Consider the following 18,939-nt stretch of genomic DNA (forward strand, 5'->3'; position numbering starts at 1 on the left):
GGCGAGCCGCTGTCGGTAAAACCAGTAGTGTACCGCCTGCGTCAGATCGCGCAACGTTCGCCACCGAACATTGCTTTACGGCAGGGCCTGCAATTCACGCCATTTTGCCGCATATTGCCACAATCATGGTCAATCTTGCGTGTTGTCAGTGTGCGACGTGTTTCTTGGGACTAAGCTGAAGTTTCTGTTGTACAACGCACGGATGGCTGGACAAAAAGCGAGGATAAGGTAACACTTGGATCAGACACACAGCGCATGTCCTGATCAATACCGGGTAGTTTACTTTTCACGTCACCGAGATATTTATCATGAAGACCTCGTATTTTGCGCTTGCTGTGATAGGGATGGGGCCTTTCGCGCTGGGCGCGACGGCCCAGGCTGCCGATGGCGCGGGCAGTGCCGCATCCACCAACGTTGCCGTGTACGGCGTGCTCGACGCGGGCATCGTGGCCGAGCGGGGCTGCGCCGCCGGTTGCGCCGGCACCAAGGTGTCCGGCGGCGTCGCCTCCGGCTCGCGCCTGGGCGTGCAGGGGCGCGAAGCGCTGGGCAACGACGTTTCCGCCGTGTTTACCCTGGAAGCGGGCGTCCAGAACGACACGGGCCAGTCGGACGAGGGCCGCCTGTTCGGCCGGCAAGCCTACGTGGGCCTGGACAGCCGCCTGGGCGCGCTGACCTTGGGGCGCCAGTACAACCTGCAATACCTGGCGCTCACCGACGTGGCCGACCCGTTCAAGGGCGGCATGGCCGGCAGCGCCAGCAACCTGGCCGGCTACAGCGTGAAACGCTACGACAATACCGTCAAATACGTGACGCCCGCCTTGCGCGGCGTGACGGCCAGCGCCATCTACAGCTTCGGCGAGTCGCCTTACAGCAGCGCCAACAACCGCGCGTATGGCGCCACCCTCGGCTATTCGTCCGGCGCCGTGAATGTCAGCGTGTCGCACCAGCGCAAGAACAACTTCATCCTCGCCTCCGGCACCTTGCCCGCCATCGACATGTCGTCGCGCAACACCCTGATCGCGGCGAACATCGACCTGAAAGTGGCCACCGCCTTTGCCGCCGTGGGCGTGAACAAGGGCTATGGCAGCTCGCCGTGGGACCCGAACAATGCCTACAGCTCGCTGGCCCTGTCGATGTCGTCGTCGGACAGCCGCGACACTCTGCTGGGCGTGTCCGTGCCCGTGGGCGGTTTCAAGCTGCTGGCCTCGTACGTGCGCAAGGATGACCGCGACCTGGCCAACCGCGACGCCAATCAGGTGGCCGTCGGCCTCACGTATTCCCTGTCAAAACGCAGCGATTTCTACGCGTCCTACGCGAAGATCCACAACAAGAACGGCGCCCGCTACACGGTGGGCAATGCCAGCGATGCGGGACGCGGCGACGCCGCTTTTAATATGGGCTTCCGTCACGGTTTCTGAGCGGCGGCGGACGGGGCAGGGCACGTTGCTCCCAGCCACTTGCCGTTGCTCGTCACATTCACCTGTTCCGGCGTACCGCGCGCGCTCGTCGTCACGGCCAGCTGCATGCTGAACGCCTGGTCGCCACTGAAGCGCACCTTGCCTTCGCCGCTCGATTTCGGATTCGCGCACGTGAACGACACCTGCATGCCGCCCGCGATGTCCTTGTTCTTCGAGGTGCAATCGCCGGGCTGGCCTGTGGGAATCTGCTTGCGCGCCGCCATGTCCGGCGTCACGCACGCCGTCACGCGCACGGCGCCGTCGGCGCCCACGGTGGGCATGGCCATGCCGCGGCTGGCCGCCATGCTTTCCAGCTGCTTGCGTTGATCGGGAGGAAGGTTGCCCAGTTGCTGCAGCACCATGGACATGGCATTGTCGGTGGCGGCGTCGGGCGACGCCATCTTGCTGTCGACTTGCCACAGGCCAGGCTTGATGGTGGCCGATGGCGCGGCGGCCATGGCCTGGCTGCCGAAGGCGGCGCAAGCGAGCAGGGTCAGGCGTAGCAAAGAATGTTTCATGTGGGCGTCTCCAGAAAAGGCAGACCCCAGCATACGGCATGGCAAGCGGGGCACGCTTGCCATTGTGTTACAAACTGTGATCGGGCTCGATCCGGCGCACGTCCACGCTGGCGATGCGGCGCTCGTCGGCCTCGAGGATTTCATAGCGCAGATCGTCGAGTTCCAGCACTTCGCCCACGGCAGGCATGTTTTCGAAATGCGCCAGCAGGAAGCCGGCCAGCGAGTTGTACTCGCCGTCTTCGCTGACCAGGGTTTCCGTCTCGAATACTTGCTCCAGGTAATGCAGGTCCGTCGCGCCGTCGATGCGCCAGTGGCCGGGACCGAGCACTTCCACGTCCGGCTGCTCGTCCTCGTCGGGGAATTCGCCGGCGATGGCTTCCAGGATATCGATCGGCGTGAGCACGCCTTGCACGGTGCCGAACTCGTCTACCACCAGCACCAGCTGGCCGCGCGAGCGCTTCAAGGTCTCCATGGCTTTCAGCACGCCGGCCGCTTCCGGCACGACGACGGCTTCGCGCATGCTGGCCGGGTCGATCTTGCCGCGCGAGACGAGGTCCTCGATCAGGTCCTTGCTGCGCGCGATGCCGACCACATTGTCGAGGTCATCATTACAGACAGGAATCATGCTGTGCGGCGTGTCGCGCAGCAATTGCAGCATCTTCTCGCTGCTGTCGTTCAGGTTGACCCAGGAGACGTCGCCGCGCGGCGTCATCACGGAACGGATCGAGCGTTCGGCCAGGGTCAGCACGCCGCTGACCATGTTGCGCTCTTCCACACCGAAGGCGGAGACGTCGGGCAATTCCTTGACTTCGTGCTCTTCCACAGCTTCGCGGCCCTTGCGCCCGCCCAGCAGGCTCAGCACGGCTTGCGCCGTGCGGTCGCGCAGCGGCGCATTCGACTGCAGCTTGAGGAAGTTGCGGCGCGCCAGCTGGTTGAAGAACTCGATGACGATCGAGAAACCGATGGCGGCGTACAGATAGCCTTTCGGAATGTGGAAGCCCAGGCCTTCGGCCACCAGGGACAGGCCGATCATCAGCAAAAAGCTCAGGCACAGCACGACGACGGTGGGGTGGGCGTTGACGAAGCGCGTCAGCACCTTTGAGGCCAGCATCATGACGACGATGGAAATGACGACGGCCGCCATCATCACGTACAGGTTTTCCACCATGCCGACGGCCGTGATGACGGCGTCGAGCGAAAAGACGGCGTCGAGCACGACGATCTGCGCCACCACGAGGCCGAAGCCGGCGTAGACTTTCGGTCCCGTCTGCGCATGCGTGACGCCTTCGAGGCGCTCGTGCAGCTCGCTGGTGGCCTTGAACAGCAGGAACAGGCCGCCGATGAGCAGGATCAGGTCGCGCCCCGAAAACGAGAAGGCCCATATGGAAAACAAGGGCGTCGTCAGGGTGACCAGCCAGGAAATCAGCGAGAGCAGGCCCAGGCGCATGACGAGAGCCAGGGTCAGGCCCAGCACCCTGGCCTTGTCGCGCTGGTGCGGCGGCAGCTTTTCGGCCAGGATGGCGATGAAAATCAGGTTGTCGATACCCAGTACGATTTCCAGTACGACCAGCGTCAGCAGGCCGACCCAGATTGTCGGGTCAAATAACCATTCCATGTGTGTAACCTTGTAAAGTCAGTAAGTATCAAGCTTGCCTGGCGGCCAGTGCCCCAGGTAATCGTGTTGTGAGTGCGTGATGTGGCGGCGGACGCGCGGCGGCCGGGTGGCCTGCCGCGCGTCCGCTTCGGCAAGTGCCCCCGGTCCCGCTTGCCAAATGATGGCGCAAAACGGCGCCGCCTGGCGCGAGGTCGGGTATAGCGTGATGGGGTCGTTGTCGCATTCGTCGGCGTCGCAGCTGTCGCCGGGCAAGCCCGCATGGACGCCGGGGGCAAGGCAATCGGCGACGAAGGCAGGCGTGGCAGTAGTGCCGGCCGCGACTGCATGCTGGAATGGGGAAGGGCTGGCGTCAGCCATGCTGGCGAACGCCTGGGGTAAGGCAATGAAGACAAAAAGGCAGAGCAGGACGAGAGCTCGTCTCATATACAGGCAGATAGTTCCGGAACCGTGGAGTATAACACGCGCACATAACAGCCCGATGACAGGCACTTGCGTAACTGACAAGCATGACGTAAATTGCGAGAGCAATGATTTCCCTGGGCAGCGAAGACGCAGCGCGGGTCCATGGCAATTCTTGCATTCGTATTCCATTGCGCCCGCTTTTGCGCTTGTCTAATAACGTAGTGCTACCAGGACTCCGATTTGAAACCAATTACCGCCCTCCTGCTTGCCGCCGGCATCCTCTCGCCGTCGTTCATCCTGGCCGCCACCCCGGTCGAAGCCGCGCCGATTCAGAAAACCGGCAAGGCCGCATCGAACCGTGCCGCCGCCGTCAAAGTCACGTCCGTCGAAGGCATCACCGAATACCGCCTGGCCAATGGCTTGCGCGTGCTGCTGTTTCCCGATGCCAGCAAGCCGACCCTGACCACCAACATCGTCTACCTGGTCGGCTCGCGCCATGAAAACTATGGCGAAACGGGCATGGCCCACTTGCTCGAGCACTTGCTGTTCAAGCCCAGCGCCAACTTCGGCGTCAGGAAGGGCACGAAAACTCCCGTCGAGATCCTGAACTCGACAGGAGCCGATTTCAACGGCACCACCTGGTACGACCGCACCAATTACTACGCCACCTTCCCCGCCAACGACGACAACCTGCGCCAGATGCTGGCCATGGAAGCGGACCGCATGGTCAACGCGGCCATCGACCAGAACGATCTGTGGAATCCGAAGACGCAGAAGGGCGAAATGACGGTCGTGCGCAACGAGTTCGAAATGGGCGAGAGCGACCCGATCGGCGTGACCAGCGAACGCATCCAGGCTGTCGCCTACGACTGGCACAACTACGGCAAGTCGACCATCGGCGCCCGTTCCGACATCGAACAGGTCAACATTCCCCGCCTGCGCGCGTTCTACCATAAATATTATCAGCCGGATAACGCCGTGCTGATGGTGGCGGGCCGCTTCGATGAAGCGAAGGTGTTGAAGCAGATCAATGAACTGTTCGGCAAGATACCGAAACCGACGCGCGTGATCGAACCGACCTACACGGCCGAGCCGGTGCAGGATGGCGAGCGCGCCGTGACGGTGCGCCGCAGCGGCGGCACGCAGTTCGTCGGCGCCGGCTATCACGTGGCGCCGTCCGGCAACCCGGACGCTGTCGCCATCGAGGTGCTCGGTCACGTGCTGACGGACGCGCCCGCCGGCCGCCTGCACAAGGCGCTGGTGGAAACCAAGCTGGCCAGCAAGATCGAATACAACTCGGTGAGCAACCTGGAGCCGGGCTACAACCTGTTCGGCGCCCTGGTGCCCGTCGATGGCAACCTCGACGCGGCGCAAGCGGCCATGCTGAAAGTGCTGGAAGAACTGAAGTCGCAGCCGGTCACGGATGCGGAAGTGGCGCGCGTGAAACAGCAGCTGAACAAGCAGGTCGAACTGATCACGTCGAATACGGCGCGCATGACGATCGCCCTGACGGAGTCGCTGGCGGCCGGCGACTGGCGTCTGTTCTTCCTGCAGCGCGACCAGCTCGACAAGCTGACGACGGCGCAGGTGCAGGCGGCGGCCGAGAAATACCTGAAGAGCTCGAACCGCACCCTGGGCCGCTTCATCCCCACCGATGCGCCGGACCGCACCGTTGTGCCGGCCTATGCCGACGTGGCGCCGCAACTGGCCGCCTACACGGGCCGCGCCGTCGTGGCGCAGGGCGAAGCGTTCGACCCCAGTCCCGACAATATCGAAGCGCGCACCACGCGCTTTACCTTGCCGAACGGCTTGAAGGGGGCCTTGCTGCCGAAGAAAACCAAGGGCAATACCGTCAGCGTCGTGTTGAAACTGCAGCTCGGCAGCGAAGAGAGCCTGCGCGGCAAGGGGCAAGTGGGCAGCTACACGGCCAGTCTGTTGTCGCGCGGCACGGACAAACTGTCGCGCCAGGAAGTAAAGGACAAGTTCGACCAGCTGGGCATGCAAGTAGCCATCTCCGGCGGCGCCGAAGGCGTGACCGCCATGCTGACGGGCAAGCGCGAGAAGTTGCCTGCCGCCATGGACCTGCTGGCGCAAGTGCTGCAAAAGCCGGCCTTGAACGAAACGGAATTTCTGGAATTGCAGCGCGAGCGCGTCGGCCGCGCCGAGCAGGAATTGCCTGAGCCGCAGCCGCTGGCCGTGAACGCCTTCCGCCGCCTGCTCGACGCCACGCCGGAAGGCCATGTGCGCCACGTGGCCACCTTGCCGCTTGAGCTGGCGCAATGGAAAGCCATCAAGGTTGCCGATGTGAAAGCCTTCCATGGCGCCTATTATGGCGCGTCGAACGCCACGTTTGCCGCCGTGGGCGACTTCGACCCGGCCGCGCTGAAGGCGCAAGTGGCCAGCCTGTACGGCAGCTGGAAGACGCAGCAGCCGTATGTGCGCATTCCCGATGCCGTTAAGCCTGTGAGCGGCGAGAAAGTCACGCTGGAAACGCCGGACAAGGCCAACAGCGTGCTGTTCGCCATCCAGCCAATTCCGCTCAAGGATGACGCCGCCAGCTATCCGGCGTTGCTGATCGCCAATCACATGCTCGGTGGCGGCGCCTTGCGCAGCCGCCTGGCCGACCGCATCCGCCAGAAGGAAGGCCTGTCGTACGGCGTCGGTTCGCAAGTGAGCGTGCCGTCGCGCGAACCGGCCGGCTACTGGATGGCCTATGCCATCAGCGCGCCGCAAAACACGGTCAAGGTGGAAGCGGCCCTGCGCGAGGAAATCGCCAAGGCGCTGGCCGACGGGTTCTCGGAAGCGGAACTGGCCGAGGCGAAAAAGGGCTGGCTGCAATCGGAAGAAGTGAGCCGCACGCAGGACAGCGCTCTGGCCAGCGGCCTCGCCAGCTACCTGGCGCAAGACCGTACCATGGCTTACGACAAGGACCTGGAAGCGAAAGTGGCCGCCTTGACGCTGGCGCAAGTGAACCAGGGCCTGCGCGAGTACCTGAAGCCATCGGCCGTCTCGATCGTGACGGCGGGCGACTTTGCCAAGGTGGCGAAAGAGGGCGACAGCGGCGCCAAGGCAACGACGTCGAAATAAGCTACTTCAAAATAAGCTGCTTTAAATGGAAAAAAACCCGTTGGCAAGTGACCTTGCCGGCGGGTTTTTTTTACGATCTTGATTTTGATGTCAACGTCCCGACACCGAACAAAACCGTAGCGAGCGGAAGGGAGAGGTGGCCGAGAAGCGCAACCGTACTTTAGTACGGGGGCGCCGAGCCGGTGAGCATCGCAGGCCGCCTATACCGACGCGCAGTAGGTTTGGTTCGGTGTTACCCCCGTGGAGCAAGCTCGGCTACGTAGATTTCCACGCGGCGATTGCGTGCGCGTCCCGAGGCATCCGCATTCGAGGCGATCGGCTCGCGCGCGCCGCGGCCTTCCGTGACGACGCGCGTCGGCGAGACGCCGCGCATGGCCAGGTAGTCGCGCGTGTGGGCCGCGCGTTCCACCGACAGCGGTTCGTTGATGGAATCGCTGCCCGTGCTGTCCGTATGGCCGATGATGCTGACCGTGGTGTTCGGGTTTTCGTTCAGGGTGGCGGCAAAGCGGTCGAGGATGGGGCGGAAGTTGCCCTTGATGTCGGCGCGGTTGGTGTCGAAGGAAATGTCGCTCGGGATTTCCATTTTCAGGCGGTTATCGGCCGTTTGCGACACTTGCACGCCGGTGCCCTGTGTCGCTTGCTCCATCGCGCGCTTCTGGTTTTCCATGCGGTTCGACCAGATATTGCCGACCACGGCGCCAGCTGCGGCACCGATCAGCGCGCCGCCGGCCGTGCGGCCGCTGCTGCCGCCACCGGTGGTGCCGCCGATCAAGGCGCCCAGGCCCGCGCCGATGCCGGCGCCCGTGGCCGTGCCACGTTGCGTCGAGGACATATCCGCGCAGCCGGTGGCGGCCAGTGCGATCACCAGCATACCGATCAGGGATGTGGCGCCAGGGCCTTTTTTGAATGCTTCTTTCATGGATTTTCTCCTTGTTTTGTTATTGGGACATACCCAGGAATTACCTGCACACGTTACTGCAAAATGCCGCAGTGTGCCAGTGCGCGCACGCTGTACGCAAAAGGCGGAAAAAGGGCGGCGCCCGTTTGCACGCGCGCCGCCCCTGTCTGGCCAATGGAGTGGCCTCTATAAACCGCGCCCGCTGATCAGACGCAACAGGATCATGATGACTGCCACCACCAGGAGGATGTGGATGAAGCCGCCAATGGTATAGGAAGTTACCAGGCCCAGCAGCCAAAGAATAATGAGTACGACGGCGATTGTATACAGCATGATGTGTCCTCCGAGAGTAATGTGTGGATGACGGCGGCTGCCTTGGCCTTGCGCCGTCATCAGTTTTTGTCATTGCGCAGCGACCGGGTCGCTGAACGCTTATGCCATGACTAAGTGTCTACTTTGTTTTCATTGTGTTCTGTACGCTGTCGTACACAAGGCTCAACTAGCGGGAGCGGTCGGCGTGTTCATCGGCCATGCCCGGTATCCAGGCCAGCATGCCGGCCATGCCGACGGCGCCGGCCAGGCAGCTGACCATGCCGCCGGTCAACAGCAGCATGACGCCAAACACGGGCGCGCTTGTTTGCACGGGCGCCAAATCCAGCGCGCAAAAGCCCAGCGCCGTGGCCAATATGCCGCCACCGATAAAGCCGAGCCAGATCCGGTGACTGTTTGTCTTGTCGTTTTCCATCGCACCTCCTTGAAGATATTCGTTGAACTTTCTTGAACGCATCATCTCGCGGGACGGCGTACTCATCTGTACGCCAACGAACATTGTCAAAAAGAAAACGCCCGGACAGGCCGGGCGTGTGTTGAATTTGCAACTTATCGCGGCAGCGGCGCCGCCGCGCTTCGCTTAGCCCATGGCGCGCAAGCCGCCGTTGACGACGCGCACGCGGTCGCCCTGGCGCCAGTTCGGCGCGGCGCTCTGGTGCACGGTGCGCGTCTTGCCGTTATCGAGGCGCACGACGATGTTGTAGCTGCGCGTGGCGCGCACGCTGCCTTCGATCTGATTGCCGGCCACGGCGCCGCCTACGGCGCCCAGCACGGTGGCCAGCTGCTTGCCGTGGCCGCCGCCTACCTGGTTGCCCAGCAAGCCGCCGACGACGGCGCCGCCGGCCGCGCCCACGCCGCTGCCTTCGGCGCGCGTATTGACTTCATGGATGGCTTCGATCACGCCGCAGTTGCTGCACACTTGCGGTGCCGGGGCAGCCGCGTATTGCTGTTGTGGTTGCTGCTGGGGCTGCGGCTGGCGCACTGGCTGCTGCTGTTGCTGCTGTTGCTGCTGAGGCGGCAGGGCGGCCAGCGGCTGCGCGCCGGCGGGCTGCAGGTTCGCTGGCGGCTGGTTCGCCTGCAGGTTGGCCATCTGCTCGGCCGAGGTGCCTGCTGCCAGTGGCCGGCTGTCGCTCTGGGACGAAGGCAGCCAGCCCATCAGGGCCGCCGTGCCCACGCCGCAGAACAGCAGGACGGCGACGGCGGCGGCAAGTACCAGCGGATGGAGGGATTTGGTGGTGGTGGTCATGGAAAGCTCCTGTTTTTTAAAATAATGAAATGGGTAGTGCGTGTTATCCGTGCGATTCGCGTGTATTGCCAGTGTGCTGTGCCGCTTGCTTCGCTTCCGTGCGTCACCGTACATACATGGGCGGTACTGCACCGTAGGCTAAGTAAAAATTATGTCGAGTTGTAACGACACCAAGGAAAAGCAATGCCACTAACGAACGCCAGCATGACCCTGTCCCGCGATACAGGCCGATCCGGCCTGGGGTCGTCCGTGGGCGCGCCTGACGCCGGCAACCGCTTGCTGGCCAGCCTGCCCGAGCACGATTTGCGGCACTTGACGGCGTTGTTCGATACGGTCACGGTCGAGGTAGGCGAGGTGCTGTACGAACCGGGCCAGCCTATCGGCCACATTTATTTCCCCCGCGACTGCCTGATCTCGCTGTTGGCCGTGGCGGAAGGCCGCATGACCCTGGAAGTGGGCTCGGTCGGCCGCGAAGGCGTGCTGGGCGCGTCCGTCGCGCTCGGTCATGACCTGGCGCAAGTGCGTGCCGTGGTGCAACGTTCCGGCATGGCCAGCCGCATCGCGCGTGCCGATTTCTGCGCCGAGTTCGCGCAGCTCGAGTCCCTGCAGCGCTTGCTGTACCGCTACACGGATACCCTGCTGGCGCAAGCCATCCAGATTGCCGTGTGCAGCCGCTTCCACGTGCTCGAGGCGCGCCTGGCCCGTTCGCTGCTGATCACGCGCGACCGCCTGCAATCCGAAAAATTTCACCTCACGCATGAATTCCTCGCCCATACCCTGGGGGTGCGGCGGGTCGGCGTGACCAAGGCAGCGAGCGCGCTGCAACAGCAAAAACTCATCACTTACAGCCGCGGCAATATCGAAATCCTTGATTCCGCCGGCCTGGAAGCTGTCTCCTGCCGCTGTTACGAGCTGGTCAAGGACAGCGGCACCATCGGCATGGCCAACGTCTTCGTCTGACTTTCCTCGCTTGCCTTGCATCAGGCTTGCCTTCATCCTTGCATCAGGCTTGCCTTCATCCCGCTTGCTTTCATCCTTGTGCCGCAGACGCAAAAAAGCGGGGCGGGCGCCTGCGCACCCACCCCGCTTTCTTGAGCAACAATTACTTCGGCTTGACCTGGTTACCGATCACGCCACCGACAGCGGCGCCGCCGACTGCGCCGACAGCGCTGCCGCCGGTCAGTACGGAACCGGCAACGGCGCCGACGCCAGCGCCGATGGCGGTGTTTTTATCCTGGCCGGACATGTTGGCGCAAGCCGTCAGGCTCAGCAGCAGGGCGGCAACGGAAGTGGTAGCGGCGATTTTTTTAATGATTTGCATGATAGTTCTCCTATGAATTCAGACCTCGTGGCGCCGGCATGGTATGGGCCGGATGACTTCGTGACGCCGTGTGTTTCAGGCACGATCACAGCATAGGATTGCGGCAAGGCAGGGTCTGTTCGGCAACGCACATAGGGGTGTAACAATTGTAAAGGCGCCCACGCCGCGCTCAGCGCACCTTGCGCACGGCTTTCCCCGGCTTGGGCGCCACCGGTTTCACGCGCGCCTGGGCCAGCAGGGCCGCGCACTCGCTATCTTCGACGGGGCCGGTATTGACCAGCGGCAGCAGCGCCGCCACGGGCGCCACCACGGCCAGCGCCAGTGCGCCGCCGGCGCGCAAGGCCAGCACGCCCTTGTCGACGCTCACGTCGGGCTTGCTGAAAGTGCCATGCACGTACAGGGGCGAGCGCAGCGAAAAGACGCGCAAGCCCTTGCTGTCCGGCCGCAGGGTCAGGTCCAGCCGTTCATCGGCCAGGTTCACCGTGCCATCGATATGCAGGACGGCATCATCCGTGTCGACGATAAACTGGCGCGTCTGCATCAATCCTTTGGTGACGGCGAAATCGGCGGCCATGCAGTTCAGCTTGACCTGCTTGTCGCCAGACAGTTTGGCCAGCACGACACTGCCGATATTCAAGCCCATTTCTTCCAGCAGCAGCTTGCTGATGCTGCCCCGGTTGATCAGCGCGCGTACTTCGCCGTTCGAGCTGCCCAGCAGGGTGGCGACGGAATTGCCCGTGGCCGACAGCGAAGCGTCGCCATTGATTTCGCCCACGCTCGCCTGCAGGGCGGGCAGGCGGGGAAACAGTTGCTGGATGTGCAGATGGCGGGCGCTGGCCTTGAGTTCGGCCGCGATGCCGTTGGCGATGACCTTGCCGCTGCCGTCGAGCTTGATTTGCGACGTCAGGGTGCCGCCCGCCACGTTGAAGTTGAGCGGCGTCAATGACAGTACGCCATCCGTCAGCACCACATGCGTGTCGAGCTTGCTGATTGGCAGCTCGGCATCGCGCGTGATCTTGTCGGCCGTGTAGCGCACGTCTGCGTCCAGGCTGGTCCAGCGCTCCGTCTTGAACGTTTCCACCGGCAGCACGCGGCCGGCCGGCTGCGTCGATGCCACGCCCCGTTCCTTCTTGCTGGCGCTGGAATCGGCGCCGACCAGCGGGCCCAGGTCGGAAAATTGCAGCAGGCGCGAGTGGACTTCTCCCGTCAGGCGCTTGCGCGGCGTGCTGGCGGAAAAGGCCAGCTTGCCACTGATGTCGCTGGAACCCACCTTACCGGTGAACTTGTCATACACCCATTCACCGCCGCGCGGCGCCAGGGTACCCGTCAAATGGCCTTCCGTGCTGAAGTGCGGCGTTTCCGGCAGCAGCACGCCCGTCAATGGATACAGGCTCGCCATGCTGGGTCCCGATAGCTTCAGGCGCACGTCGAGCGCGGCCAGCTTGGCCGGACGCGTCAGGGTGCCTTCGATGGCCATGCTGCTGCCGCCCGCGCGCATGTCGGCCTGGATGGGGAAGGGCGTGCCTTGCTGCTGCAGCGACAGCACGCCGCCGGCCTTGCCGCCGCCCTTGACGCTTTCGCCATGGTATTTTCCCGACAGCGTCCAGGCGATGCCGTAGCGCGCATCGTTCGCGATGGTGTCGACATCGGCGCGCATCGCCGTTTTCGTGACAGCATCGTCCAGATACACGGTGCCCTTGCTGAAGACCACGCCTTGCAATTCCAGCTGCCACGGCGATGGCTGCTCCTGTTTGTCGAAGGTCCAGTTGTTCTTGCCGTCCTTGTTGCGCAGCAAGCGCACCTGCGGCGTGTCGAAGCGCAATTGCGGAATGATGATTTTCTTGTCCAGCAGGGCCAGGGGATTGAGCGAGAACGCCAGCTGGCTGACGGTGGCCAGCTGCGCCCCGTCGTCCGTCCCGGACATGGTGCTTGGGTTGCCCAGGCGCACATCCTTTGCCTGCAGGTGCGGCCATGGCAAATAGTCGCGCCAGCCTTGTTTGCCTCCCGTCGTGGGCTGCTGCCACGTCAGCGTCAGGTCGCCTTCGATGGCGAACGGTCTCCCCAGCGCTTCGCTGGCGCGCGCATTGAGCCAGGGCTTGGCGCGGTTCCAGTCCATATGCATCAGGACGATGGAGGCGGTGACGGGCAGGGCGATGAGCACGGCGGCGCTCGCGAGGGAGATTTTCTGACGGCGGGACAGTTGCATGGTAGACGATTCTTTCTGGACAAGTATTCACGATGCTACAGGAATCGCTCCTCAGCCGGGCCCGTTTCTCGCTTTTACGGTCCGGCACGTGCGCTGGCGCACGTTGCCGATGCAAGTATTGTCGATTTCTTACTCTATGTGCGGCACCGAACGGATATGCGGGGAGCCGGAGCCTATAACGTCTACATCAAACGCCGTTCCTGATTCCAGATGCACCGACGTATGAACCCTAACGCTTACACATTCTCAAGGAGAAAAAAAATGACAAACCGAGATTTCAAGATTTCCCCACTGGCCGCCCTGGCCGCCTGCGCCACGGCCGTTGTCCTGATGACGGGCTGCTCGAGCCTGAAAACGCCAGCCACGGCCGATGTCGCCGTGTCGCGCGCCGCCGTCGATAACGCCGCCAGCGCCGGCGCTGCCGACCTGGCACCCGATGAAATGCGTTCGGCCCGCGAAAAAATGCGCATGGCTAACCAGGCCCTGAAAGACCGTGACTACAAAACGGCGCGCGACCTCGCTGACCAGGCGCAAGCCGATGCCAAGCTGGCGCAAAGCAAGGCCAACTCGGCCAAGGCCACCAGCGCCGCCGATGAAATCAACGAGAACATCCGCGTCATGCGCGAAGAACTCGACCGTGCCAATCAGCAAGCCCCGAAACAATAACCAAGAATAAGAACAGGATTCCATCATGAAAAAAGCTACTTACACCACCATTCCCGGCCTGCTGGCCATGGCCGCCCTCGTTGCCGCCTGCAGCTCCGCACCGACCACCACCAGCCTGCTCGACCAGACCCGCGGCGACTACATGGCGGCGCAATCGAACCCGATGGTATCGACCTATGCGCCACGCGAATTCCGCGAAGCGAGCGCTGCGCTGGAAGCGGCAAACGCCGCCGCCACGCGCCAGGAAGATAGCGAAAAAGTCGACAAGCTGGCCTACCTGGCCAAGCAAAAGATAGCCACGGCGCAAGAAGTCGCCAAGCAGAAAGCGGCCGAAGCCGATATCGCCAACGCGGGCAAGCAGCGCGACCAGTTGCGCCTCGATGCGCGCACGCAGCAGGCTGACCAGGCCACGGCCCGCGCCCAGACGGCGCAAGCGGATGCGGAAGCGGCCAAGGCCCAGGCTCAGGCTGCCGAAGCATCGGCCCGCGATGCGCAAGCGCGCGCCGCCGGACTCGAAGCACAGCTGGCCGACCTGGCCGCCAAGAAAACCGAACGCGGCATGGTCATTACCCTGGGCGACGTGCTGTTTGGCACGGACAAGGCGAACCTGACGGCCGATGGCGTGAATACGGCGCGCAAGCTGGCCGAGGTGCTGAAAAACAACCCGCAGCGCACCGTGCTGATCGAAGGTTTTACCGATAGCACGGGCGGCTCCGCGCACAACCTGGAATTGTCGCAACGCCGCGCCGAATCCGTGCGCAATGCGCTGCTGGAGCAAGGCATCAGCCGCGACCGCATCGCCACGAAAGGCTATGGCGCAGCCTATCCGGCCGCCGGCAACGATACGGCGGCAAACCGCCAGCTGAATCGCCGTGTGGAAATCGTCTTGTCCGAGGACAACACGGCCATTCCCGCCCGCCGTTAAAACACCAGGCCAAACTACGGTTTTTGCCTGGCGTTTGATTTGTTCGTAGGCAGCACCGGCCGCTATTTGGCCGGTGGATACCCATGTAATACTTGAAAGGAAGCATCATGACCCAAACATCTGTTGAGATTCCAGCTGGCATCGATACGGCCGCGATCCGCGCCGCCGCCAAAAACCTCGATGACGGCGCCGTGACGGCCGGTTACCAGGGCGACCGCCAGGAGTTGATCACCCTGTTGAATGGGGCGCTGGCCACCGAACTGGTGTGTATTGCGCGCTATAAACGCCATTACTACACGGTGAGCGGACGCGACAACGGCACCATCAAGGCCGAGTTCCTTGAGCATGCGCAGCAGGAGCAGGAACACGCCGACTGGCTGGCCGAACGCATCGTGCAACTCAATGGCAAGCCAGATTTTAATCCTGCAACATTGCTTGCGCGCAGCCATGCCGAGTATGATGACTCCGAAGACGTGCAAAGCATGGTGCGTGCCAATCTGATCGCGGAACGGGTAGCGATCGAGTCGTATCGCCAGATGATCGTCAAAATTGGCGACAAGGACCCGACCACACGCCATTTGTTGATCAAAATCATGGCTGTCGAAGAAGAGCACGCCGATGACATGCGCGATCTAATGGAATAGTGTTTTTGAGTAAAGTAGGTATAGTAACTACATTCATCCACAGCTAAGGAGCTAAACCATGTTGGAAAACAATATCACCACCGTCAATAACGATGTCAAAACCCTGGTCAAGGATGCGCAAGCCCTGTTCAGCGCCGCTGCCGCCCTGACCGGTGAAAAAGCCGATGAAGTGCGCATCAAGGGCATGAAAACCCTGGACGCTGCCCTGGCCAAGGCGCACGAAGCGCAAGCGTCGGCCATCGTTGCTACCAAACAGCTCGCCTCCCAGGCGGACGGTTATGTCAAGGAAAACCCATGGCGCACGGTAGCCGTCGCCGCTGGCGTCGGCGTACTGGTCGGCTTCATCCTGGGCCGCAAGTAATCCATTGTCAGGAGCGATATGGACAAGTCTGCTTCGTCTCACCAGGGGCCGGGATTGATCGGCTCGGTCGCCGGCCTGGCCAAGAACGCCGTCGGACTGATGTTGTCGCGGCTGGAACTGGCCACCATCGAACTGTCGGAAGTGCGCAATCACATGCTGCAGCTCGTGGTCATTTTCGCCCTGGCGACAGTGGCGGGCTTGTTTGCCATCGCTTACGGCAGCGTACTGATCGTTTTCCTGGCCTGGGATAGCCTGGGCTGGAAGATCCTGGCGATCATGACGGTCGTATTCGTACTGCTGGCCATCGCGCTGGTCATGTATGCGCGCGCCATGCTGCGTCAAGGAAAGCTGTCCATGCCTGCCACCATGGCGGAATTGAAGGCCGACCGCGACATGCTGATGTAAGCGGGCTCACGAGGAGAATTCATGTCGGAAACCGACAAACTGGCGGCGCAAGCCGCCCGCAAGCGCCTGCTGATCGCCCAGGGCGAAATGTATCGCGTGGGCATCGTGCATGCGCGCGCCAACGTGGGCTATGCCCTGCGTCCCGAATCGCTGCTGCAGGGCGTGGTCGAAACGGCGGTCGGCTTTGCCGGCCACCGCGTCGAGTCCTTGCTGGCGCCGGGCGGCATGCGTTTGCAGGGCGCCATGCCCTACGTGCTGACGGCGCTATCGTTTATTGGGCGCAAGAAGCTGGTCAAGCCGGCCCTGGTCCTCGTGGCCGTGGCCGCCGTGGCCGCCAGCTGGCTGCGCCGCAAGCGCTGAACGCCAGCCGTGTTGCACAGGAACGCCGTCATTGACGGCGTTTTTTTTTGCCCGTACCCAACGTCCGGCACGGGCAGGCGCAATCCCTTACAATGATTCACGCCGCATTTTGCGCGGCGCACAGAGGGGCTATCTTGATGACGAATTCGAAGACACCGATCAATCAGTTAAATCCCTCGCGCCTGCGCATCGTGCTGGTGCTGCAGGGCGGCGGCGCACTGGGCGCCTACCAGGCCGGCGTCTACCATGCGCTGCACGAACATGGCCTGGCACCCGACTGGGTGGTGGGCACCTCGATCGGCGCCATCAATGCCGCCATTTTGGCCGGCAACAAGCACGAGGACAGGCTCGTGCGTTTAAAACAGTTCTGGCAGCGCGTGGCGCACCGCGACAGCGTCGACATGAATCTCGTTTCGGACCAGCAGCGCCGCTCGAACATCTGGCTGGCCACGCTCGATACGGTGCTGCGCGGCGTGCCCGGCTTCTTCAAGCCGCGCATTTTCAGCCTGTTCTCCGCAGGAATCGCCGTCAAGCCGGAAGAGGCCAGCTTTTATGACACCAGCGAGCTGGCCAGCACCCTCGAGGAACTGGTCGATTTCGATTACCTGAACCAGCCCGGCGGCATGCGCCTGACGGTCAACGCCCTGCGCGTCAAATGCGGCAGCCTCACCAGTTTCGACAGCCAGCAGCAGCCCCTGACGGCGGACCATATCCGCGCCAGCGGCGCCTTGCCGCCCGGCTTTGCCGGCGTGCGCGTCGATGGCGATTTATATTGGGATGGCGGCCTGTACTCGAACACGCCGCTGGAAACCGTGCTCGACGACACGCCCCACGTCGACACCCTGGTCTTCATGGTCGACCTGTGGAGCTCGGAAGGGCCGGAACCGACCACCCTCGACGAAGTGCAGACGCGGCAGAAGGACGTCACCTTCGCCTCGCGCTCGAAACGCCATATCGCCGATTATGTCAATACGCACACCTTGCAGCGCAAATTGCGCGAGCTGTACGCCGGCCTGCCCGACACAAAGCACAACCGCCAGCAGACGGAAGAGCTGGTAGCGCTGGGCTGCGACAGCACCATGCATATCGTGCGCCTGCCGTATGCGGGGCGCGACTGGCACATGGCGGCCAAGGATATCAATTTCTCCAAGGGCTCCATCGAGTGGCGCTGGGAGCAGGGCTACCAGGATGGCTTGCGCGCGATCAAGGCGGCCGGCTGGCTGGCCTTCGTCACGGAAGACACGCCGCTCGTGGTGCACGAACTCCCGCCCTATGAGCGCGACGCCGCTTAGTGACGCCTGTCAAAACCTGCTGCGCGTCGGTATAGGCGGCCTGCGATGCTCACCGTACCTTCCGTACGGTTGCGCTTCTTAGCCACCTCTCCCTCCCGCTCGCGACGGTTTTGTCAGGTGTTGCAATGTTGTTCAGCGTCGCAACAGCACGGCGCATCACTGCGGATGCGCCGCTGCACGCAGTTTTTCCGCGTTCGCCATGTCTTGCCGGTAAGTATCTTGCGCGTCCTTCAGGCAGCTGGCGCGCGTGGCGGACGGTTCCAAGCGGCACGCTTTTTTGGCCTCGGCCAGGGCGGCGGCGATTTCCTTGCGCAAAGTGCGCAGCTGGGCTTGTGCCGTGCTGTCCTCCTGGTACCAGCGTTGCGGGTCGCCCGGCTGCGGCGAGGCCGTCTGCGCCAGTGCCATCGGCGCCAGGCTGCAGGCGAGCAGGGTGGCCAAGAGTGTATTGTGGATAGTCATGATATTTCCTCCTTGAAATAAAAAAGGCGCCGTAGCGCCTTTTTTTACAACCTGCCCGTCAGTAATAGCAGGATCAGTATCACTACGACCAGGCCGGCGATGCCGCTGGGGCCGTAACCCCAGTTGCGGCTATGCGGCCAGGTAGGCAGGACGCCGACCAGGGCCAGGATCAAGATGATCAGAATGATGGTGCCCATGGCAACTCCTTGTTATGGTACGACTCATGCGAGATGGCGGATGCCTGCTGACAAGCTCCGCCGAGAATTAATAGCGGTAGACGCGGCCGTCGACGACGCGCACGCGGTTGCCCGGGCGCAAATCATTCGCGTTGTCCTGCACTACGGTACGGTATTCGCCGTTGTCGAGACGCACGCTGATCTGGTAGGCCTGCGCCTGCTGCCTGCGGCCTTCGACCTGGTTGCCCACGACGCCGCCGGCGACGGCGCCCGCCACGGTGGCGGCCGTGCGTCCGCTGCCCGAACCGATGGTATTGCCCAGCAGGGCGCCGGCGATGCCGCCGACCACGGCGCCGGCGCCGCTGGTTTGACCGCCACCCTGCACGATCTGGATGGAGTCGACGGTGCCGTACATGGCGGACTCAGGCTGGTTGGCCGGGTAATATTGTTGCGACTGGGTAGGGCCGGTGGCACAACCGCTCAGTACGGCGGTGGCGGCGAGCATCAGTGCAGCCAAGGTGGCGTTGGTTTTCATTTTATTCTCCTGACGAGGTGAGGGTGTAGAGCCATC

Annotated in this window: 22 protein-coding genes; 10 read left to right on the plus strand and 12 right to left on the minus strand. The window is 62.9% G+C overall.

Annotation, left to right across the window (positions count from 1 at the left end):
* Window positions 1-308: 308 nt before the first annotated feature.
* Window positions 309-1,418: a porin gene (locus IGS60_RS19480; RefSeq protein ID WP_070291350.1), complete on the plus strand. Its 1,110-nt coding sequence runs from the start codon at window positions 309-311 to the stop codon at window positions 1,416-1,418.
* On the opposite strand, the gene IGS60_RS19485 is transcribed toward IGS60_RS19480, so the two are convergent.
* The 3 genes from IGS60_RS19485 to IGS60_RS19495 form a co-directional block, all read right to left on the minus strand.
* A complete protein-coding gene (locus IGS60_RS19485; RefSeq protein ID WP_230505891.1) occupies window positions 1,406-1,975 on the minus strand; it encodes a DUF3617 domain-containing protein in 570 nt (189 codons plus the stop codon). The genes IGS60_RS19480 and IGS60_RS19485 overlap by 13 nt on opposite strands.
* A gap of 67 nt (window positions 1,976-2,042) precedes the next feature.
* Window positions 2,043-3,590 carry a TerC family protein gene (locus tag IGS60_RS19490; RefSeq protein ID WP_070312973.1) on the minus strand — a complete coding sequence of 516 codons (1,548 nt, stop codon included), beginning with the start codon at window positions 3,588-3,590 and terminating at the stop codon, window positions 2,043-2,045.
* A gap of 18 nt (window positions 3,591-3,608) precedes the next feature.
* Window positions 3,609-3,947: a hypothetical protein gene (locus IGS60_RS19495; RefSeq protein WP_230505892.1), complete on the minus strand. Its 339-nt coding sequence runs from the start codon at window positions 3,945-3,947 to the stop codon at window positions 3,609-3,611.
* 285 nt (window positions 3,948-4,232) lie between these two features.
* On the opposite strand from IGS60_RS19495, the gene IGS60_RS19500 reads away from it, so the two are divergent.
* Window positions 4,233-7,079, plus strand: a complete 2,847-nt coding sequence (locus tag IGS60_RS19500) for a pitrilysin family protein (RefSeq protein ID WP_230505893.1) — start codon at window positions 4,233-4,235, stop codon at window positions 7,077-7,079.
* A gap of 232 nt (window positions 7,080-7,311) precedes the next feature.
* Here IGS60_RS19500 and IGS60_RS19505 read toward each other — a convergent pair whose 3' ends face one another.
* The 4 genes from IGS60_RS19505 to IGS60_RS19520 form a co-directional block, all read right to left on the minus strand.
* Window positions 7,312-7,998, minus strand: a complete 687-nt coding sequence (locus tag IGS60_RS19505) for an OmpA family protein (RefSeq protein WP_121668906.1) — start codon at window positions 7,996-7,998, stop codon at window positions 7,312-7,314.
* Window positions 7,999-8,163: 165 nt separating this feature from the next.
* On the minus strand, window positions 8,164-8,310 hold the full coding sequence (locus IGS60_RS19510; protein ID WP_121670992.1) for a lmo0937 family membrane protein: 147 nt from the start codon (window positions 8,308-8,310) through the stop codon (window positions 8,164-8,166).
* Window positions 8,311-8,476: 166 nt separating this feature from the next.
* Window positions 8,477-8,722 carry a hypothetical protein gene (locus IGS60_RS19515; RefSeq protein WP_070224908.1) on the minus strand — a complete coding sequence of 82 codons (246 nt, stop codon included), beginning with the start codon at window positions 8,720-8,722 and terminating at the stop codon, window positions 8,477-8,479.
* A gap of 165 nt (window positions 8,723-8,887) precedes the next feature.
* Entirely contained in the window at window positions 8,888-9,553 is a 666-nt protein-coding gene (locus IGS60_RS19520; protein ID WP_099409907.1) for a glycine zipper 2TM domain-containing protein, read from the minus strand.
* 183 nt (window positions 9,554-9,736) lie between these two features.
* On the opposite strand from IGS60_RS19520, the gene IGS60_RS19525 reads away from it, so the two are divergent.
* A complete protein-coding gene (locus IGS60_RS19525) occupies window positions 9,737-10,513 on the plus strand; it encodes a Crp/Fnr family transcriptional regulator (protein WP_083287389.1) in 777 nt (258 codons plus the stop codon).
* A 142-nt stretch (window positions 10,514-10,655) separates the two neighbouring features.
* On the opposite strand, the gene IGS60_RS19530 is transcribed toward IGS60_RS19525, so the two are convergent.
* Window positions 10,656-10,874, minus strand: coding sequence for a glycine zipper 2TM domain-containing protein (locus tag IGS60_RS19530; RefSeq protein WP_034758955.1), 219 nt, complete (start codon window positions 10,872-10,874; stop codon window positions 10,656-10,658).
* A gap of 169 nt (window positions 10,875-11,043) precedes the next feature.
* Complete coding sequence (locus tag IGS60_RS19535) at window positions 11,044-13,080, minus strand: AsmA family protein (RefSeq protein ID WP_230505894.1); 2,037 nt, start codon at window positions 13,078-13,080, stop codon at window positions 11,044-11,046.
* Window positions 13,081-13,341: 261 nt separating this feature from the next.
* Between IGS60_RS19535 and IGS60_RS19540 the strand changes: the two genes are divergently transcribed.
* The 7 genes from IGS60_RS19540 (at window position 13,342) to IGS60_RS19570 (ending at window position 17,733) form a co-directional block, all read left to right on the plus strand.
* The gene (locus IGS60_RS19540) at window positions 13,342-13,746 is read left to right on the plus strand and encodes a DUF4398 domain-containing protein (RefSeq protein WP_070224911.1); all 405 of its coding nucleotides are present in this window, start codon (window positions 13,342-13,344) and stop codon (window positions 13,744-13,746) included.
* 25 nt (window positions 13,747-13,771) lie between these two features.
* The gene (locus tag IGS60_RS19545; RefSeq protein WP_070224912.1) at window positions 13,772-14,671 is read left to right on the plus strand and encodes an OmpA family protein; all 900 of its coding nucleotides are present in this window, start codon (window positions 13,772-13,774) and stop codon (window positions 14,669-14,671) included.
* A gap of 107 nt (window positions 14,672-14,778) precedes the next feature.
* Window positions 14,779-15,315, plus strand: a complete 537-nt coding sequence (locus tag IGS60_RS19550) for a ferritin-like domain-containing protein (protein ID WP_070224913.1) — start codon at window positions 14,779-14,781, stop codon at window positions 15,313-15,315.
* 58 nt (window positions 15,316-15,373) lie between these two features.
* The gene (locus IGS60_RS19555) at window positions 15,374-15,676 is read left to right on the plus strand and encodes a YqjD family protein (protein ID WP_070224914.1); all 303 of its coding nucleotides are present in this window, start codon (window positions 15,374-15,376) and stop codon (window positions 15,674-15,676) included.
* Window positions 15,677-15,694: 18 nt separating this feature from the next.
* Window positions 15,695-16,081, plus strand: a complete 387-nt coding sequence (locus IGS60_RS19560; RefSeq protein ID WP_070224915.1) for a phage holin family protein — start codon at window positions 15,695-15,697, stop codon at window positions 16,079-16,081.
* A 21-nt stretch (window positions 16,082-16,102) separates the two neighbouring features.
* The gene (locus IGS60_RS19565; RefSeq protein ID WP_070224916.1) at window positions 16,103-16,441 is read left to right on the plus strand and encodes a hypothetical protein; all 339 of its coding nucleotides are present in this window, start codon (window positions 16,103-16,105) and stop codon (window positions 16,439-16,441) included.
* A gap of 137 nt (window positions 16,442-16,578) precedes the next feature.
* A complete protein-coding gene (locus tag IGS60_RS19570) occupies window positions 16,579-17,733 on the plus strand; it encodes a patatin-like phospholipase family protein (RefSeq protein WP_070224917.1) in 1,155 nt (384 codons plus the stop codon).
* Between the two features lie 156 nt (window positions 17,734-17,889).
* Here the strand turns inward: IGS60_RS19570 and IGS60_RS19575 are convergent, their stop codons facing one another.
* The 3 genes from IGS60_RS19575 to IGS60_RS19585 all read right to left on the minus strand — a co-directional run bounded on the left by IGS60_RS19575 (window position 17,890) and on the right by IGS60_RS19585 (window position 18,903).
* Window positions 17,890-18,192: a hypothetical protein gene (locus tag IGS60_RS19575; RefSeq protein WP_230505895.1), complete on the minus strand. Its 303-nt coding sequence runs from the start codon at window positions 18,190-18,192 to the stop codon at window positions 17,890-17,892.
* 44 nt (window positions 18,193-18,236) lie between these two features.
* Complete coding sequence (locus tag IGS60_RS19580) at window positions 18,237-18,389, minus strand: DUF3309 family protein (protein WP_010396415.1); 153 nt, start codon at window positions 18,387-18,389, stop codon at window positions 18,237-18,239.
* A 67-nt stretch (window positions 18,390-18,456) separates the two neighbouring features.
* Window positions 18,457-18,903 (minus strand): glycine zipper 2TM domain-containing protein, encoded by a 447-nt coding sequence (locus tag IGS60_RS19585; protein WP_070224919.1) that lies wholly within the window; start codon window positions 18,901-18,903, stop codon window positions 18,457-18,459.
* Window positions 18,904-18,939 lie beyond the last annotated feature (36 nt).

The organism is Janthinobacterium sp. FW305-128 (assembly GCF_020858135.1).
In the GTDB taxonomy this organism is placed as follows: Bacteria; Pseudomonadota; Gammaproteobacteria; order Burkholderiales; family Burkholderiaceae_D; genus Janthinobacterium.

What these genes read in the sequence shown, in the direction of transcription:
- IGS60_RS19480 (WP_070291350.1), top strand. Translation starts at nt 309, where the DNA reads ATGAAGACCTCGTATTTTGCGCTTGCTGTGATAGGGATGGGGCCTTTC.
- IGS60_RS19485 (WP_230505891.1), bottom strand. Translation starts at nt 1,975, where the DNA reads ATGAAACATTCTTTGCTACGCCTGACCCTGCTCGCTTGCGCCGCCTTC.
- IGS60_RS19490 (WP_070312973.1), bottom strand. Translation starts at nt 3,590, where the DNA reads ATGGAATGGTTATTTGACCCGACAATCTGGGTCGGCCTGCTGACGCTG.
- IGS60_RS19495 (WP_230505892.1), bottom strand. Translation starts at nt 3,947, where the DNA reads ATGGCTGACGCCAGCCCTTCCCCATTCCAGCATGCAGTCGCGGCCGGC.
- IGS60_RS19505 (WP_121668906.1), bottom strand. Translation starts at nt 7,998, where the DNA reads ATGAAAGAAGCATTCAAAAAAGGCCCTGGCGCCACATCCCTGATCGGT.
- IGS60_RS19510 (WP_121670992.1), bottom strand. Translation starts at nt 8,310, where the DNA reads ATGCTGTATACAATCGCCGTCGTACTCATTATTCTTTGGCTGCTGGGC.
- IGS60_RS19515 (WP_070224908.1), bottom strand. Translation starts at nt 8,722, where the DNA reads ATGGAAAACGACAAGACAAACAGTCACCGGATCTGGCTCGGCTTTATC.
- IGS60_RS19520 (WP_099409907.1), bottom strand. Translation starts at nt 9,553, where the DNA reads ATGACCACCACCACCAAATCCCTCCATCCGCTGGTACTTGCCGCCGCC.
- IGS60_RS19525 (WP_083287389.1), top strand. Translation starts at nt 9,737, where the DNA reads ATGCCACTAACGAACGCCAGCATGACCCTGTCCCGCGATACAGGCCGA.
- IGS60_RS19530 (WP_034758955.1), bottom strand. Translation starts at nt 10,874, where the DNA reads ATGCAAATCATTAAAAAAATCGCCGCTACCACTTCCGTTGCCGCCCTG.
- IGS60_RS19535 (WP_230505894.1), bottom strand. Translation starts at nt 13,080, where the DNA reads ATGCAACTGTCCCGCCGTCAGAAAATCTCCCTCGCGAGCGCCGCCGTG.
- IGS60_RS19540 (WP_070224911.1), top strand. Translation starts at nt 13,342, where the DNA reads ATGACAAACCGAGATTTCAAGATTTCCCCACTGGCCGCCCTGGCCGCC.
- IGS60_RS19545 (WP_070224912.1), top strand. Translation starts at nt 13,772, where the DNA reads ATGAAAAAAGCTACTTACACCACCATTCCCGGCCTGCTGGCCATGGCC.
- IGS60_RS19550 (WP_070224913.1), top strand. Translation starts at nt 14,779, where the DNA reads ATGACCCAAACATCTGTTGAGATTCCAGCTGGCATCGATACGGCCGCG.
- IGS60_RS19555 (WP_070224914.1), top strand. Translation starts at nt 15,374, where the DNA reads ATGTTGGAAAACAATATCACCACCGTCAATAACGATGTCAAAACCCTG.
- IGS60_RS19560 (WP_070224915.1), top strand. Translation starts at nt 15,695, where the DNA reads ATGGACAAGTCTGCTTCGTCTCACCAGGGGCCGGGATTGATCGGCTCG.
- IGS60_RS19565 (WP_070224916.1), top strand. Translation starts at nt 16,103, where the DNA reads ATGTCGGAAACCGACAAACTGGCGGCGCAAGCCGCCCGCAAGCGCCTG.
- IGS60_RS19570 (WP_070224917.1), top strand. Translation starts at nt 16,579, where the DNA reads ATGACGAATTCGAAGACACCGATCAATCAGTTAAATCCCTCGCGCCTG.
- IGS60_RS19575 (WP_230505895.1), bottom strand. Translation starts at nt 18,192, where the DNA reads ATGACTATCCACAATACACTCTTGGCCACCCTGCTCGCCTGCAGCCTG.
- IGS60_RS19580 (WP_010396415.1), bottom strand. Translation starts at nt 18,389, where the DNA reads ATGGGCACCATCATTCTGATCATCTTGATCCTGGCCCTGGTCGGCGTC.
- IGS60_RS19585 (WP_070224919.1), bottom strand. Translation starts at nt 18,903, where the DNA reads ATGAAAACCAACGCCACCTTGGCTGCACTGATGCTCGCCGCCACCGCC.